This window comes from Promicromonospora sp. NPDC050249, from assembly GCF_040656015.1.
Classification (GTDB): Bacteria; Actinomycetota; Actinomycetes; order Actinomycetales; family Cellulomonadaceae; genus Promicromonospora.
Window position 1 is genome coordinate 1 of sequence record NZ_JBFAKY010000036.1, and the last position, 13979, is coordinate 13979.

The following is a 13979-nucleotide window of genomic DNA, read 5'->3' on the forward strand; positions in this document are numbered from 1 at the left end:
GCCTGTCCGAGTCTCTCTGGGTATCGCCAGGGAGACTCGGACAGGCGCTCTACTTCGCAGACCCTGCTACAGGCGGGGCGCCACGCCCGACTTCAGGAGGCCGTACACGTACGCCTCGGTGACCGCCTCCCAGGCCGCCTCGACCACGTTGGGCCCCACGCCGACCGTGGACCACGAGTGCTCCCCGTCGGTGGTCTCGATCAGCACACGCGTGATCGCGTCGGTACCGAGCTCCTGGTCGAGGATCCGTACCTTGAAGTCGATGAGCTCGAACCGGCTGAGCTCCGGGTAGACCCGGGACAGCCCGGTCCGCAGCGCGTGGTCCAGCGCGTTGACCGGGCCGTTGCCCTCACCCGTCGTCACGATGCGCTCGCCGCCGGCCCGGATCTTGACGGTCGCCTCGGCCACCGCGACGGCGTCGGGCGCGTGGACCGACGGCGGCGCCGCGCCGGCGGGGACGGTCTCGATGATGGTCCGCCACGACTCGACCGTGTAGAACTCCGGGCGTTCGCCCAGCTCCGACCGCAGCAGCAGCTCGAACGACGCGTCGGCGGCCTCGTAGGTGTAGCCGGCCGCCTCGTCCTCCTTCACGCGGTTCGTGACCCGGGACAGCAGCTCGCCCTGGCCCGCGAGGTCGAAGCCCAGCTCGCGCCCCTTGAGTTCGATCGAGGCCCGGCCGGCCATGTCGGAGACGAGCATGCGCATGTCGTTGCCCACCAGGGTGGGGTCCGTGTGCTGGTACATGTCCGGGTCCACCCGGATGGCGCTGGCGTGCAGGCCGCCCTTGTGCGCGAACGCGCTCGCCCCGACGTACGGCTGGCGCGCGAAGGGCGAGATGTTCGTGATCTCGCTGATGGCGTGCGAGATCCGGGCGGCCTCCCGCAGGCCGCCGTCGGCCAGGAGCGACATGCCGGCCTTCAGCTCCAGGTTGGCGACGACGGTGACGAGGTCGGCGTTGCCCGTGCGCTCGCCGTACCCGTTGACCGTGCCCTGGACGTGCGTCGCGCCCGCCTCGACCGCGGCGAGCGAGTTCGCGACGGCGCACCCGCTGTCGTTGTGCGCGTGCACGCCGAGCCTCTGCTCCGGGCCGACGCCGGTCCGGGCGCGCAGCTCGTGCACCACCTCGCCGACCCAGGTCGGCAGCATGCCGCCGTTGGTGTCGCAGAGCGTGACGACCTCCGCCCCCGCCTCGAACGCGGTGGTGACGGCGCTCGTCGCGTACTCGGCGTCGTGCCGGTAGCCGTCGAAGAAGTGCTCGGCGTCGAGGACCACACGGCGGCCCTCCGCGACGAGGAAGCTGACGGTGTCGGCGATCATCGCAAGGTTCTCGGCGCGGGTGGTCTTCAGCGCCCGCTCCACGTGCCGCACGTCCGACTTGGCCACGAGCGTCACGACAGGGGTCGCGGCGTCGAGCAGGGCGCGCACCTGCGGGTCGTCGCCCGCCCGGACGCCGGCTCGGCGCGTCGCCCCGAACGCCGCGAGCACCGCGTTCTTCAGGGTGAGCTCCGTGGCCGCCCGCGCGAAGAAGTCGGTGTCCTTGGGGACCGCACCCGGCCAGCCGCCCTCGATGTAGCCGACGCCCAGCTCGTCGAGGAGTACCGCGATAGCGAGCTTGTCGGAGACGGAGAGGCTCATCCCCTCCTGCTGCGCGCCGTCGCGCAACGTCGTGTCGTACACCTGGAACGAGGCGGTGGTCATCGATGCTCCCAACGATGTGTCTGACGAGATGGCTGCCGGGCCCGCTGGAGCGGGACTGACTGGCCAACAAAAAAAGACCCTCCGAGTGTGGAAGGTCTGCGCGTCCGGTGGGGTGTCTCCGGACGCGCTAAGAAATGATGATCACCAGTCGCAGGGTGGAGCGCGGGGTCGTCATGCGGGTCATCGTGCCACAGCCCCGCAGGCGACGGAAGTCGTGACCAGCAGGCGGACCACCTTCCGTTGACATCCGATACTTACTCGGTAACTATTGCGACCGGGACGTAGTTACCCGGTAAGCAAACGACAAGGAGAGTGAGCCCGCGTGTCCATCCGCCAGGGGTTCCTCGCACTGCTCAGCGAACAGCCCATGCACGGCTACCAGCTCCGCCAGGAGTTCGAGCGCCGCACGGGCGGCGCGTGGCCGCTCAACATCGGGCAGGCCTACACGACGCTCTCGCGCCTGCAGCGCGACGGCCTCGTGGAACCCGTCGTGGACGGCGCAGAGGACTCACCCGAGCAGTTCCGCCTCACCGGCGCAGGCATCGCCCAGGCCAAGGTCTGGTGGAGCACCGCCGTCGGACGGGAACGGCCGGGCCGCGACGAGCTGGCGATCAAGCTCGCCCTCGCGGTCACCGTGCCAGGGGTGGACGTCGCGGCGGTGGTGCGGCGGCAGCGGGACGAGACGCTGCGTGCCCTGCGAACGCTGACCAGGCAGAAGCGCGACCTCGACCCCGCTACCGACCTCGCCCACTCCCTCGTGCTGGAGTCCCAGGTCTTCGCCGCGGAGGCCGAGGTGCGCTGGCTCGACCACGTGGAGGCGTCGGTCGCCGCGTACGGGCCGGCGCGAACACGAACAGCAGGAACAGCAGATACAGAGACAGCAGGGACAGCAGGTGGGAACACCAGGCCCAGCACGCCCACCGGGGCACCGACCAAGGAGATGACGCGATGAGTGTCCCGCTCGAGATGAAGGGCATCACCCGGACCCACGGGCGCGGCGCGGGCGAGGTGCACGCCCTGCGTGGCATCGACCTGACGGTCCGCGAGGGTGAGCTCGTGGCGGTCATGGGACCGTCCGGATCGGGCAAGTCCAGCCTGCTGAACATCGCCGGTGGCCTCGACAGCCCGACGTCGGGCAGCGTGCACGTAGCCGGTACGGACATCGCACGCCTGGGTGCGCGCGAGCGGGCCGCCGTGCGGCGGCGGGACGTCGGCTTCGTGTTCCAGGACCTGAACCTGGTGCCCGCACTCACCGCCGTGGAGAACGTGGCACTGCCTCTCGAGCTCGACGGCGTGCGGCCGGGCGCCGCTCGGGCCGACGCCGAGGCGGCGCTCGCCGAGGTCGGGCTGCCCGAGGTGGCGGACCGGTTCCCCGAAGACCTGTCGGGCGGCCAGCAGCAGCGCGTGGCGATCGCGCGCGCCCTGGTCGGGCGGCGCAGGCTGGTGCTGGCGGACGAGCCGACCGGAGCGCTCGACTCCGTGACCGGCGAGTCCGTGCTGCGCCTGCTGCGCGCACGCGTCGACTCCGGAGCGGCAGGGCTGCTCGTCACGCACGACGCACGGTACGCGGCGTGGGCGGACCGGACGGTGCACCTGCGCGACGGCCTGGTCGCGGGGACCGACGGCGGTCTCGGTACGGACCTCGACGAGCTGCAGGGCGCGGACGCATGAGTGGCCAGATCCCGGGCAGCGACCGGCCGACCACAGGCACGCGGTACCGGCAGGCGCTCGGCCGCTGGCGGCTCGCACTCCGGCTGGCGCGGCGCGAGCTGCGCCGGCACACCGGGCGGGCGGTGCTCATCGCGGTGATGGTGGCGCTGCCCGTGGCGGCGGGGTCGTTCCTGGTGACCACGCTGGAGTCGAACGAACCGTACGCACCGGCCAAGGTCGAGGCGGAGCTGGGGCCCGGGCTGCAGGCGACGATCGAGGGCATCGGCGGGCCGGTCGCGCAGTTCCGGCAGCCGGACGACGATCGCTGGTTCTGGGACCCGGTGGGCTGGAACACGTACTACGAGGACGACCTGGTCACCACGTCGTACGAGGAGCTCGAGCAGGACATCGAGAACCTCCTGCCCGACGGCGACCGGCTGGTCCGGGCGCTCAAGGGCGAGGTCCGCCTGGAGGACGGCGACGACGCCACCATGTCGGTCGCCGTCCAGACGGACTTCACCGAACCCGACGTCGCGGCCCGGTTCCCGCTCCACGAGGGCCGGCTCCCCCGCGGCGGCGAGATCGCCGTCACCGAGCACCACAGGGACCTGGGATTCGACCTCGGCGACACCGTCGAGGTGACGCTGCAGGACGGAACCACGACCACCGCGACGATCAGCGGCGTCGCACCTCGGTACATCGGCAGGATCTCGCCGGTCCTCCTGCCGGAGCCCGGGCCGCTCTCCCCGCCGGAGGAGGTCACCTCGGCACGCTTCGACTTCCCGCTGTGGTACGTGACAGGGCACGAACCCGTCACCTGGTCCGATGTCCAGGACATCAATGCCGCCGGCGCGTTCGTGACCAGCAGGGACGTACTTCTCGACCCGCCGCCGACGTCCGCCGAGGACTCCGGGCTCGGGTACATCAGCTGGGACTCCGTCGCCGTCATCCTTGCGCTGGTCGTCGTCGGGCTCCTGGAGGCGATCTGGCTCATCGGGCCGGCCTTCGCCGTCGGGGCGCGGCGCGACACTCGGTCGCTCGCCCTGCTGGCCGTCAACGGGGCGTCCGCACCGACCCTGCGCGCCGTCATGCTCGCCCGCGGGCTGCTCACCGGGGCAGTCGGGTCAGTCGTCGGCCTGGGCCTGGGGATCGCGGCGGCGGCCGTGCTCGTCCAGGCGGTCCCCGACCGGCTCCCCGCGCTACGCCTGCCCGGAGTCTCGCTCGCCGTCGTCCTGCTGGTCGGCGTCCTTGTCGCCGTCGCCTCCGCCTGGCCGCCCGCCCGGCGGGCCGCCCGCGCCGACGTCGTCATGGCGCTGGCCGGACGGCGGCCCACGGTCACCGCATCGCACCGGCTCACTGTCGTCGGCGCGGCCGCGGCGGTCGGCGGCGTCGTCCTTGCCGTGGTCGCGGGTACCCAGAGCTGGGCCGTCGGGCTGGCGGCCGGCATCGTGGTCGCGGACCTCGGTCTCATCCTCGCCTGCGGCGGCATCGTCGCCCTGCTCGGCAGGGCCGCCCACCGGCTGCCCTGGACCTGGCGCTTCGCCCTGCGTGACGCCGCCAGGTACCGGGCCCGCACCGTGCCGGCCATCGCGGCAGTGCTGGTCGCCATGGCCGGAGCGTCCGCGGCGCTGACCTACCTGGACGCCGAGGAGGTCGTCATGAAGCTCCCGCAGTACGAGCCGTGGGCCTCGACCGGGACGGTGGCGCTGACACCGGGCTACGGGCGGGTCTTCTCGAAGGACGAGTCCGAACGACTTCAGGAGATCGTCGACGGGACGCTCCCCGACGCCGGTCCGGTCCTGCCCGTCCCGATGGCGTTGGCTCCCGCCGACGCCGCCGGTGATGCGGGAACAGGCTCTCACCGGGGTCTGATCGACCTGTTCGTCCGCCCGGTCGGTGCGGCTGACAGCGACGACGTCCTGTTCGCCGACCTCGGCCGGTGGCCTGGCCCCGTCGTCAGCGACGGATCGGACCGGGACCTGCTGCACGCGCTCGGCATCCCCGAGGACCACGTCGACCAGGTCGCGGAGGCGCTCGCCGACGGACGCCTCCCGCTGCCGTCCTCGTACGTGGACAAGAACGGGAACGCGCGTGTGAGCGTGCGCATGGCATTCAGCGACGTCTCGCCCCGGAAGGACGTGGTGCTCCCTGCGGTCGCCGTCGGCGGCCCCCAGGAACGGCTCCCGAACCTCCCGATCCTGCCGGAGGCGCTCCTGGACGAGATCGGCGCCGAGCCCGCGACGGGTGCGTACCTGATCGAGAACCCGGCGGTCCCGTCGGACGAACAGGTGACGCTCCTGCAGGCCCGGGCCGACGCCGAGCTCGTCGGCTTCGACACGGACAGGAGGCTGAGGGTCGACGTCGAGTCGGGCGAGCACGCGGAGGGCTACGTCTCGAACGTGGTGGGGCCCTTCGCCACACCGTGGAGCGGCGGTGCCCAGCCGGTCATGGGCCTGGCGATCGCGCTCGCCGCGGTGTTCCTCGCGCTCGTCGGTACCTGGTCGGCGGTGGCGCTGTCCGCGGTCGACGCCCGGCCCGACCTGGCGACACTCGCCGCGGTGGGCGCCGGCCCGTCGGCCCGGCGCCGGGTGGTGGCGGCGCAGGCGGCGACGATCTCGGTGATCGGATCGGTGCTCGGTCTCGTGGTGGGCACGCTGATCGGTGTCGGGTGGACGCTGCTGACCAGCTTTCCGCTCGCCGTCCCGTGGCAGCAGCTCGCCGCGCTCGCGATCGCCGTACCGGTCCTGGCCACGGTCGCCGCCTGGACGGTGACCAGCACCCGCGTCACCCCGGCCCGCCGTCGGCCCTCGTGAGCACGGCGATCCGGACCTTGCATCACAAGGCTTGCAATGCAAGACTTGCGAGGCAAGCCTTGCTACGCAAGACCACACGCCGACCTATGCCGACGGCCCATGCCCGCAGCACCCCGAACCGTCCAGGATCCGAGGAGGACCGATGAGGCTCGCACGCCGCGTCACCTATGGCACGCTCAGCATGTTGCTCGCCACGGCCGTGGCACAGGTCGACTTCTGGCCGCTGTCCGCCTACAAGCTGTTCAGTGGCGTGCGCACCGACACGGTCACCTCCACCCGGCTGGTCGCCACCCTCGACGACGGGCGGGAGGCCACGGTCGGCCGGGGCACGGATCCCGTGCTCAGCCCCACCCAGGGCTTCCTCCCCCGGCTCGCGGACGCCGACCCCGGCACGCGACGGGTCATGCTCACCACCTGGCTGGAGGAGGCCGGCCTGGACCCGGCGGAGGTCCGCGAGCTGCGTACCGAACGTGTGCTCCGGGTGGTCGATCCCACGACGCTCTCCTGGTCCGAGACCGTGGAGAGCGTCTCCTGGACCGGTGGCCCCGTCACCGGGAGCGGGCTGTGAGCTCCCTGTTCCGGAGCATGGCCGCACTGCTCCGGAGGCTGGACGCCGCGCTGGTCTCCCCCGGCCCGGGCGGACGTCTCCTCACCCTGCAGACGTTGCTGGTCCTCCTGTTCGGCCTGCGGCTCGCGACGCGGGACTGGACGCTGATCGCGCACCGCCCGGCGGAGCTCACCGAGCACCTCTGGCTCCTCGGCTGGCTGCCGGGCCCGATGCCGGCGCCCGTGCTGACCGCTCTGCAGGTCGCGGGGCTCGCCGGTGTCGCGCTGGTGCTGACCCGCCGGGCGCCGCGTGCCGGGTTCGCCCTCGCCTGGGGTGCGCTGCTCGTGCTGGCGGGGCTCTGGGGTGCGTCAGGGAAGTTCACGCACAACGACCTGCTGGGCCTCACCGTCGCCTTCCCGCTCCTGTTCGCCCGGATGCCGGACGACCCCGGGGACCGGTTCGGGGACCCGCACGAGCCCTCTGCCGAGGACCGTGACCCAGCCTGGGGCTGGCCACCCCGTGCCGCGCTCGGCGTGCTGGGCACCGTCTACTTCCTGACCGGCGCGCAGAAGCTGGCGAACGGCGGCGCCGACTGGGTGCTCGGCGACTCGATGGCGTGGATCCTGCGTCAGGGGACGTCGCCCTTCGGGCCGTGGCTGACCCACCTCGTCGCCGACGCACCGGTCCTGCCGAACCTCCTGGCGGGCGGTGCCCTGGCGCTCGAGCTGTCGGCGCCGCTGTGGCTCGCCTGGCGGCCGGCCCGGCTTCCGTTCGCCGCCGCGGTGACGCTCATGCACTGCAGCATCTGGGCGTTCCTCGGCCTCGACTACTCCGCATGGGCACTGACGGCCTGGGCCGTGGCCCTGGCCACGGGCGTCCCCGCACGCTGGTCCGCCACCCGCGGCCGGCCCGGGGCCGCACGGCGGACCTCCGTGGAGCGGCGCCCGACGGCCCGCAGCGGGTTCTCCGGCACGGGGATCGCCGGAGCCGGCAGGCCCGGGGAGGCGACGTGACGGACGCCGTCGTCGTCGGGGCAGGGCCGAACGGGCTGGCCGCCGCCCTCGTGCTCGCCCGTGCCGGACTGACCGTGACGGTGCTGGAGGAGCAGGACACACCGGGCGGCGGGGCGCGCACGCTCGATCTGGGGCTCGCGCCCGGCATCGTCCACGACATCTGCTCGGCGGTGCACCCGATGGCCTGGGCCTCACCCTTCCTGGGAGAGCTGGACATCGAGCTGCTGACGCCGGAGGTGTCGTACGCGCAGCCGCTGCCCGGTGGCCGGGCCGGGATCGCGTACCGCTCCCTCGACCGGACCGTCGAGGGCCTCGGCACGGACGGGCGGGCGTGGGAGCGGATGGTCGGCCGGCTGTCCGAGGACGCCGCCCGGCTCGCCGGGCTCGCCCTCGGCGACCTGCCCCGGCTGCCCGGCGCCGTGCTGCGGGGTACGTCCGGCGCGAAGGACCTGGCTCTGCTCGCCGGGCTGGGCGCCCGCGTCGCTGCGGCCGGGACCATGCTCCGGCCCGGGGGCGAGCGAGCCCTGGGGTTCCGGGGCGACGTCGCACCCGCGCTGCTCGCCGGGGTCGGTACGCACGCCATCACGCCGCTGCCCTCGGTGCCTGCGGCGGCCGTCGCGCTGCTGCTCGCGGCGCTGGCGCACGGCACAGGCGGCTGGCCGGTCCCGCGAGGCGGGTCGCGGGCGATCGTCGACGCGCTCGTCACCGCGCTGGACGCGGCCGGGGCGAAGATCGTCACCGGCCACCGGGTGGCCACCCGCGCGGACCTGCCGCCCGCGCGGGCCTACCTCTTCGACACCGCGCCCGAGGTGCCGGCAGCCGTGTTCGGCGACCTGATGCCCACGGCCGTCCGGCGTCGGCTCGCGACGCCCGCCCGGCGCGGGGCGGCGGCCAAGGTCGACTTCGCGCTCTCGGGCCCGGTCCCGTGGGAGGTGTCCGACGTCGGGAGGGCCGGGACGGTGCACGTGTCCGGCAGCCTCGCGGACATCGCCCGGGCGGAGACCGCCGTGGCGGCCGGCCGGCATGCCGAGCGGCCGGTGTGCCTGGTCTCGGACCCCTCGGTGGCAGACCCGGGACGGGCGTCCGACGGGGTGCGGCCGCTGTGGGCGTACGCGCACGTGCCGCTGGGCTCCGACCGGGACGTGACGCAGGACGTCGTCCGGCAGATCGAGCGGTTCGCGCCAGGTTTCCGCGAGGTCGTCGTCGGCTCCCGGTGCGTGCCGGCGGCCCGGATGGCGCACCACAACGCCGCGCTCGTCGGCGGCGACATCCTCGGCGGGGCGCTCACGCTCCCCCGGCTGGCGCTGGGGCCCGCACGGCTGCGCGACCCGTACGCGACGGGCGTGGACGGCGTATGGCTGTGCTCGGCCTCGACCCCGCCCGGCCCCGGCGTGCACGGCCTGTCCGGGGTGCATGCGGCGCGGCGCGCACTGGAGCGGCTCGCCTGACGGGGCGGAAAAGTTCCGGCAGATGTCGGGCATCTCGCTTCTTGCGCGGATCTTTGAACTTTTGTTTGCTAATCGCCATAAGTGCGGGATAGGTTGCTCGGGACGACGACGTCGAACCGGGGAGCGATGATGCACGACGCCTCTGCACGTCACGATGCAGCAGAACGCACAGGGATCTGGTTCGTCGGAGCCAGGGGCTCCGTGGCCAGTACCGCAACAGCAGGCCTCGCGGCCATCGCCGACGGGCAGTCCCCGCCGACGGGCTGCGTCACGGCACGCGAACCGTTCGCCTCAGCGGGGCTGCCCGGGTTCGCCGACCTCGTGGTGGGCGGGCACGACATCTCCTCCGTCACCATGACGAAGCGCGCGGAGAGCCTTGTCGAGACAGGGATGATCCCGCCGCGGCTGCTCGCCGCCACCCACGACGCGCTCGAACGGGCCGACGCCGAGGTGCGCCCCGGGTACGACCCGCGCGCGGGCAAGGAGAACGCCTCCCAGCAGGCGGTCGCCGAACGTCTCGCCGCCGACATCACCTCCTTCCGCGAGCGGCACGACCTGGCGCGGGTAGTGCTGGTGGACCTCTCCTCGACGGAGCCACCGGTGGTCCACGTGCCCGAGCACGACGACACCGACGCCCTGCTGGCCGCCCTGGCCGACCCGACCCGCGCCGTGCTCCCTGCGTCCTCCGTCTCGGCGTACGCGGCGATCCTTGCCGGAGCCGCGTACGCCGCCTTCACGCCGTCGGCCGGCATGGGCATACCTGCCCTGGCGCGGCTCGCACGCGAGCGCGGCATCCCCGTCGCGGGGCAGGACGGCAAGACCGGCCAGACCTGGCTGCGGACCGTCCTGGCCCCGGCGTTCGCCGCGCGCAACCTGAAGGTCCTGTCGTGGTCCGGCACCAACCTGCTGGGTGGCGGCGACGGCGCGACGCTCGCCGACCCGGACGCCGTCCGCAGCAAGCTCGCCACCAAGGCGCGTGGCCTGACAGCGCTGACGGGCAGCGAGACGACGCCGCTGCACATCGACAACGTGCCCGACCTCGGGGACATCAAGGTCGCCTGGGACCACGTGCACGTCGAGGGTTTCCTCGGGTCGCGGCTCACGCTCCAGACCACCTGGAGCGCCCACGACTCGATGCTCGCCGCGCCGCTCGTGCTGGACCTGGCCCGCCTGCTCGCGCTCGCGCACGCCGCGGGGATCAGCGGGGCCATCGAGGAGCTGGGGTTCTTCTTCAAGGACCCGTGGGGCTCCGACGTGCACGACGCCGCCGAGCAGGCCCGCGCCCTCGAGGAATGGGTCCGGCGCGCATCGGCGCAGGTCCAACGATGAACCGGGTGCCGCAACCCCGGTTCGCCCCCCGCTTCGACCCCCCGCTCGGCGACTCGTCGGACGAGCCCGTCCGGTATACGGCTCAACGCCTGCCTGGGTTGCGGCCGAGCCTCCGGGACCTCGGCGAGCTGGTGCGGGCGCCTGCCGCGCTGAGCGTGGTCGGCGACTCCCTGGCCGGGCTCGCGGCCGCCCGCGCGGGGACGCCGACGGCGCTCCGGGGTCGCCACGCCCTGCTGCCCGTCGCGTCGGCCTGCCTCTACCTGGGCGGCATGGCACTGAACGACTACGCCGACCGGCACCTGGACGCCGTCGAACGCCCCGAACGGCCCATCCCCTCCGGCCGGGTCACGCCGCGCGGCGCGCTCGCGGTGGGCACGGCGCTCACCGCGGCAGGCGTGGCGGCGGCGGGCGTCGCCGGCGGACGCCGGGCCCTTGCGGTCGCCGTCCCGCTCGCCGCCTGCGTCTGGACCTACGACCTGGTCGCCAAGGACCACCCCACGGGTCCGTTCGTCATGGCCGCGTGCCGCGGGCTGGACGTGCTGCTCGGCGCGACGCCCGGGCGCCTGCGGTCCGCGCTCCCGGCCGCCGCCGGCCTCGCCGCCCACACGCTCGGCGTCACGGTGCTCTCGCGCGGCGAGGTGCACGGCACGACCACGCAGGTCGCGGGCGGCGTCGCCGTCGGGACCCTCGCTGGGGCCGTCGCCGGCGCGGCGACCGCGCCTGCCGCCGGCTTCGCCGCTCCGCACCGCCGCACCGCCGTCCGCTGGACGACCGTCGCGGCTGCGGGCGCCTACGCGGCGGCCTGCCTGCCCGCGCAGGTCCGCGCCGCGGTCACGCCGACCGCCGGCAACGCCCGGACCGCCACCCGGTCCGGGATCCAGGCGATGGTGCCGCTCCAGGCCACCTGGGCGGCCCGCTCGGGAGGCCTCGGCACGACGGCGCTCCTGGCCGGCGTCGCCGCCGTCGGGTACGGGCTGCGGCTCCTTGGCCGCGCTCGCGGCAAGGCAGGGGTGAGCATCACATGAGGCCCCCGTTCCTGCTGGGCTACGGCACCAACGGCTTCGGCGACCACCCCCTGCACCGCGCGCTCGACGTGCTCGACGACGTCGGGTACGACGCGGTGGCGCTCACCCTCGGCTTTCCGCACCTCGACCCGTTCGCGCCGCTGGCCGGCGACGACGTCACCGCGCTCCGCGCCCACCTCGCGCGGATGCGCGGCGGTGCGGGTGCGGCGGTGGTCGTGGAGACCGGCACCAGGTACCTGCTCGACCCGCTGCACAAGCACCGGCCCACGCTCGTCGACCGGGACGCCACGCTGCGCATGCGCTACCTCGAACGGGCCATCGAGATCGCGGCGGACCTCGATGCCAGCTGCGTCTCCTTCTTCTCCGGGATCCTGCCGGACGACGCCGCGCCGGCCGACGGCTGGGCGAGGCTCCTGGACCGCATCCCGGCGCTGGTGGAGTACGCCGGGGAACGCGGGGTACGGCTCGCGGTCGAGCCCGAACCGGGCATGCTCGTGGAGACCGTGGACGACGCCCTGCGGCTCCTCTCCGACGTCGGCCTGCCGCCCGAGCTGGGGATCACCGTCGACGTCGGGCACTGCCTCGTCGTGGAGCGCAACGGCGTGGAGGGCGCGCTCCGCGCCGCCGCGCCGTACCTGAGCAACGTGCAGCTCGACGACATGCCGCGCACGCACCACGAGCACAGGCCGTTCGGCGAGGGCGCCATCGACCTGCCGATGGTGCTCGCCACCCTGGCCGACGTCGGCTACACGGGGGTCGCCGCCGTCGAGCTGCCCCGCCACTCGCACGACGCCCCCCGGCTCGCCCTCGACAGCCGCGCGGCCCTGATGCGGGCGTGGGGCACCGTCATCGGCACGCCCACCGGAGAAAGGACCGGGTCATGAACGCCGACCATCCCGCTGGTGCGACCGCTCTGCCGAATGATCTACCGAGCGGCGTGCCCACCGACCTGCCCCTCGACCGGGCGGGTTCGGACTGGCTGGCCTCGGCCCTCGCCGAGGTCGCCCGCGACCCCGACAGCATCACCCGCGCGTTCGCGTTCGCCGCCCGCCGGGTGGGTCGCGCGCCGCGGCAGCCCGAGACCGACCCGTCCGGCGTCGTGCACGGCACCGTCGACGACGCCGCCAGGGCGGCCCTCGTCGTCGCACTGGCCGACGCGGCGGGCACCGGTCCCGACTGCGCGGAACGCCTGGTCTCCCTCTACCGGCAGGGCGACGCCGCCGAGCGGCGCGGCGTGCTGCGCGGCCTCGACGCGCTGACGGAACGGGGCGGTGACGCCGGGGCGCTCGTCGCCGCAGGCCTCGACCTCGCCGCCGACGCCCTGCGCACCAACGACCCGAGCCTCGTCGCGGCCGCCGTCGGCCCCTTCGGTGCCCGGTACCTGGACCAGCACACGTGGCGGCACGCGATCCTCAAGCTCGTCTTCCAGGGCGTGAGCCTTGCGGCCGCCAGCGGTCTCGCGGCCCGGGCCGACGACGAGCTGGACCGTATGGCCCGCGACTTCGCGGCCGAACGCCAGGCGGCCGGCCGCCCCGTACCCCCCGATCTCGACCGGCTCACGAAGGAGTGACGTTGCGCATCCTCGACCCCCACATCCACATGACGAGCCGCACCACCGACGACTACGAGGCCATGTACGCCGCTGGTGTGCGCGCCGTCGTCGAGCCGGCGTTCTGGCTGGGCCAGCCCCGCACCAGCGTGGGCTCGTTCACCGACTACTTCGACTCCCTGCTCGGCTGGGAGCGGTTCCGGGCCGCGCAGTTCGGCATCCGGCACCACGCGACCATCGCGCTCAACCCCAAGGAGGCGAACGACCCGCGCTGCCGCGAGGTGCTCGCCGAGGTGCCCCGCTACCTGCTCAAGGACGGTGTGGTCGCCGTGGGCGAGGTGGGCTACGACTCGATGACTCCAGAGGAGGACGAGGTGTTCGCCGCCCAGCTGCAGATGGCGCGCGACGCCGAGCTCCCCGTGCTGGTGCACACCCCGCACCGCGACAAGCTCGCCGGCACGCGCCGCACCCTCGACGTGGTGCAGGAGTCGGGCCTGGCACCCGAGCGCGTGCTCGTGGACCACCTCAACGAGACCAACGTGGCACTGGTGCGCGACGCCGGTGCCTGGGCCGGGTTCTCGATCTACCCCGACACCAAGATGGACGAGGACCGCATGGTCGCCCTGCTCAAGGAGTACGGGACGGAGCGCATGATCGTGAACTCCGCCGCCGACTGGGGCCGCTCCGACCCGCTCAAGACGGCGAAGACCGGCCGGGCGATGCTCGCCGCCGGGTTCACCGACGACGACGTCGACCAGGTGCTCTGGCGCAACCCCGTCGCGTTCTACGGGCAGTCCGGCAACCTCGTGCTCGACCCCGTCCCCGGGTTCACCGAGGGGGCGCCGCCCACCCCCGGCGTCGAGTTCGAGGGCTCGTCCGTGCTGCGCGGCGCGCGGGCCTGAGGGGA

12 protein-coding genes are annotated in these 13979 nt (G+C 73.8%); 11 read left to right on the forward strand and 1 reads right to left on the reverse strand.

Going from position 1 to position 13979, the window contains the following annotated elements; genetic code table 11:
- Positions 1-66: 66 nt before the first annotated feature.
- Positions 67-1698: a citramalate synthase gene (cimA, locus tag AB0I32_RS22660; RefSeq protein ID WP_357510167.1), complete on the reverse strand. Its 1632-nt coding sequence runs from the start codon at positions 1696-1698 to the stop codon at positions 67-69.
- 322 nt (positions 1699-2020) lie between these two features.
- On the opposite strand from cimA, the gene AB0I32_RS22665 reads away from it, so the two are divergent.
- The 11 genes from AB0I32_RS22665 to AB0I32_RS22715 all read left to right on the forward strand — a co-directional run bounded on the left by AB0I32_RS22665 (position 2021) and on the right by AB0I32_RS22715 (position 13974).
- On the forward strand, positions 2021-2650 hold the full coding sequence (locus AB0I32_RS22665; RefSeq protein ID WP_357510169.1) for a PadR family transcriptional regulator: 630 nt from the start codon (positions 2021-2023) through the stop codon (positions 2648-2650).
- Positions 2647-3369 carry an ABC transporter ATP-binding protein gene (locus AB0I32_RS22670; RefSeq protein ID WP_357510171.1) on the forward strand — a complete coding sequence of 241 codons (723 nt, stop codon included), beginning with the start codon at positions 2647-2649 and terminating at the stop codon, positions 3367-3369. Before AB0I32_RS22665 ends, AB0I32_RS22670 begins: the two co-directional genes overlap by 4 nt.
- Positions 3366-6161 (forward strand): FtsX-like permease family protein, encoded by a 2796-nt coding sequence (locus tag AB0I32_RS22675; protein ID WP_357510173.1) that lies wholly within the window; start codon positions 3366-3368, stop codon positions 6159-6161. The genes AB0I32_RS22670 and AB0I32_RS22675 overlap by 4 nt, the downstream gene beginning before the upstream one ends.
- A gap of 142 nt (positions 6162-6303) precedes the next feature.
- Positions 6304-6729, forward strand: a complete 426-nt coding sequence (locus tag AB0I32_RS22680; RefSeq protein ID WP_357510175.1) for a hypothetical protein — start codon at positions 6304-6306, stop codon at positions 6727-6729.
- On the forward strand, positions 6726-7721 hold the full coding sequence (locus AB0I32_RS22685; RefSeq protein WP_357510177.1) for a hypothetical protein: 996 nt from the start codon (positions 6726-6728) through the stop codon (positions 7719-7721). The genes AB0I32_RS22680 and AB0I32_RS22685 overlap by 4 nt, the downstream gene beginning before the upstream one ends.
- Positions 7718-9169, forward strand: a complete 1452-nt coding sequence (locus AB0I32_RS22690) for an NAD(P)/FAD-dependent oxidoreductase (RefSeq protein ID WP_357510179.1) — start codon at positions 7718-7720, stop codon at positions 9167-9169. Before AB0I32_RS22685 ends, AB0I32_RS22690 begins: the two co-directional genes overlap by 4 nt.
- Before the next feature lie 129 nt (positions 9170-9298).
- Complete coding sequence (locus AB0I32_RS22695; RefSeq protein WP_357510181.1) at positions 9299-10498, forward strand: inositol-3-phosphate synthase; 1200 nt, start codon at positions 9299-9301, stop codon at positions 10496-10498.
- Between the two features lie 5 nt (positions 10499-10503).
- Positions 10504-11523, forward strand: a complete 1020-nt coding sequence (locus AB0I32_RS22700) for an SCO3242 family prenyltransferase (protein WP_357510183.1) — start codon at positions 10504-10506, stop codon at positions 11521-11523.
- The gene (locus AB0I32_RS22705) at positions 11520-12407 is read left to right on the forward strand and encodes a sugar phosphate isomerase/epimerase family protein (protein ID WP_357510185.1); all 888 of its coding nucleotides are present in this window, start codon (positions 11520-11522) and stop codon (positions 12405-12407) included. Before AB0I32_RS22700 ends, AB0I32_RS22705 begins: the two co-directional genes overlap by 4 nt.
- Entirely contained in the window at positions 12404-13093 is a 690-nt protein-coding gene (locus AB0I32_RS22710) for an EboA domain-containing protein (protein ID WP_357510187.1), read from the forward strand. The genes AB0I32_RS22705 and AB0I32_RS22710 overlap by 4 nt, the downstream gene beginning before the upstream one ends.
- Positions 13090-13974 carry a TatD family hydrolase gene (locus tag AB0I32_RS22715; RefSeq protein ID WP_357510189.1) on the forward strand — a complete coding sequence of 295 codons (885 nt, stop codon included), beginning with the start codon at positions 13090-13092 and terminating at the stop codon, positions 13972-13974. The genes AB0I32_RS22710 and AB0I32_RS22715 overlap by 4 nt, the downstream gene beginning before the upstream one ends.
- The last annotated feature ends 5 nt before the right edge of the window (positions 13975-13979 follow it).

Bases quoted from the DNA above. Each gene is read 5' to 3' on its own strand.
- AB0I32_RS22710 (WP_357510187.1), top strand. From the start codon at position 12,404: ATGAACGCCGACCATCCCGCTGGTGCGACCGCTCTGCCGAATGATCTA.
- AB0I32_RS22705 (WP_357510185.1), top strand. From the start codon at position 11,520: ATGAGGCCCCCGTTCCTGCTGGGCTACGGCACCAACGGCTTCGGCGAC.
- cimA (WP_357510167.1), bottom strand. From the start codon at position 1,698: ATGACCACCGCCTCGTTCCAGGTGTACGACACGACGTTGCGCGACGGC.
- AB0I32_RS22670 (WP_357510171.1), top strand. From the start codon at position 2,647: ATGAGTGTCCCGCTCGAGATGAAGGGCATCACCCGGACCCACGGGCGC.
- AB0I32_RS22680 (WP_357510175.1), top strand. From the start codon at position 6,304: ATGAGGCTCGCACGCCGCGTCACCTATGGCACGCTCAGCATGTTGCTC.
- AB0I32_RS22675 (WP_357510173.1), top strand. From the start codon at position 3,366: ATGAGTGGCCAGATCCCGGGCAGCGACCGGCCGACCACAGGCACGCGG.
- AB0I32_RS22695 (WP_357510181.1), top strand. From the start codon at position 9,299: ATGCACGACGCCTCTGCACGTCACGATGCAGCAGAACGCACAGGGATC.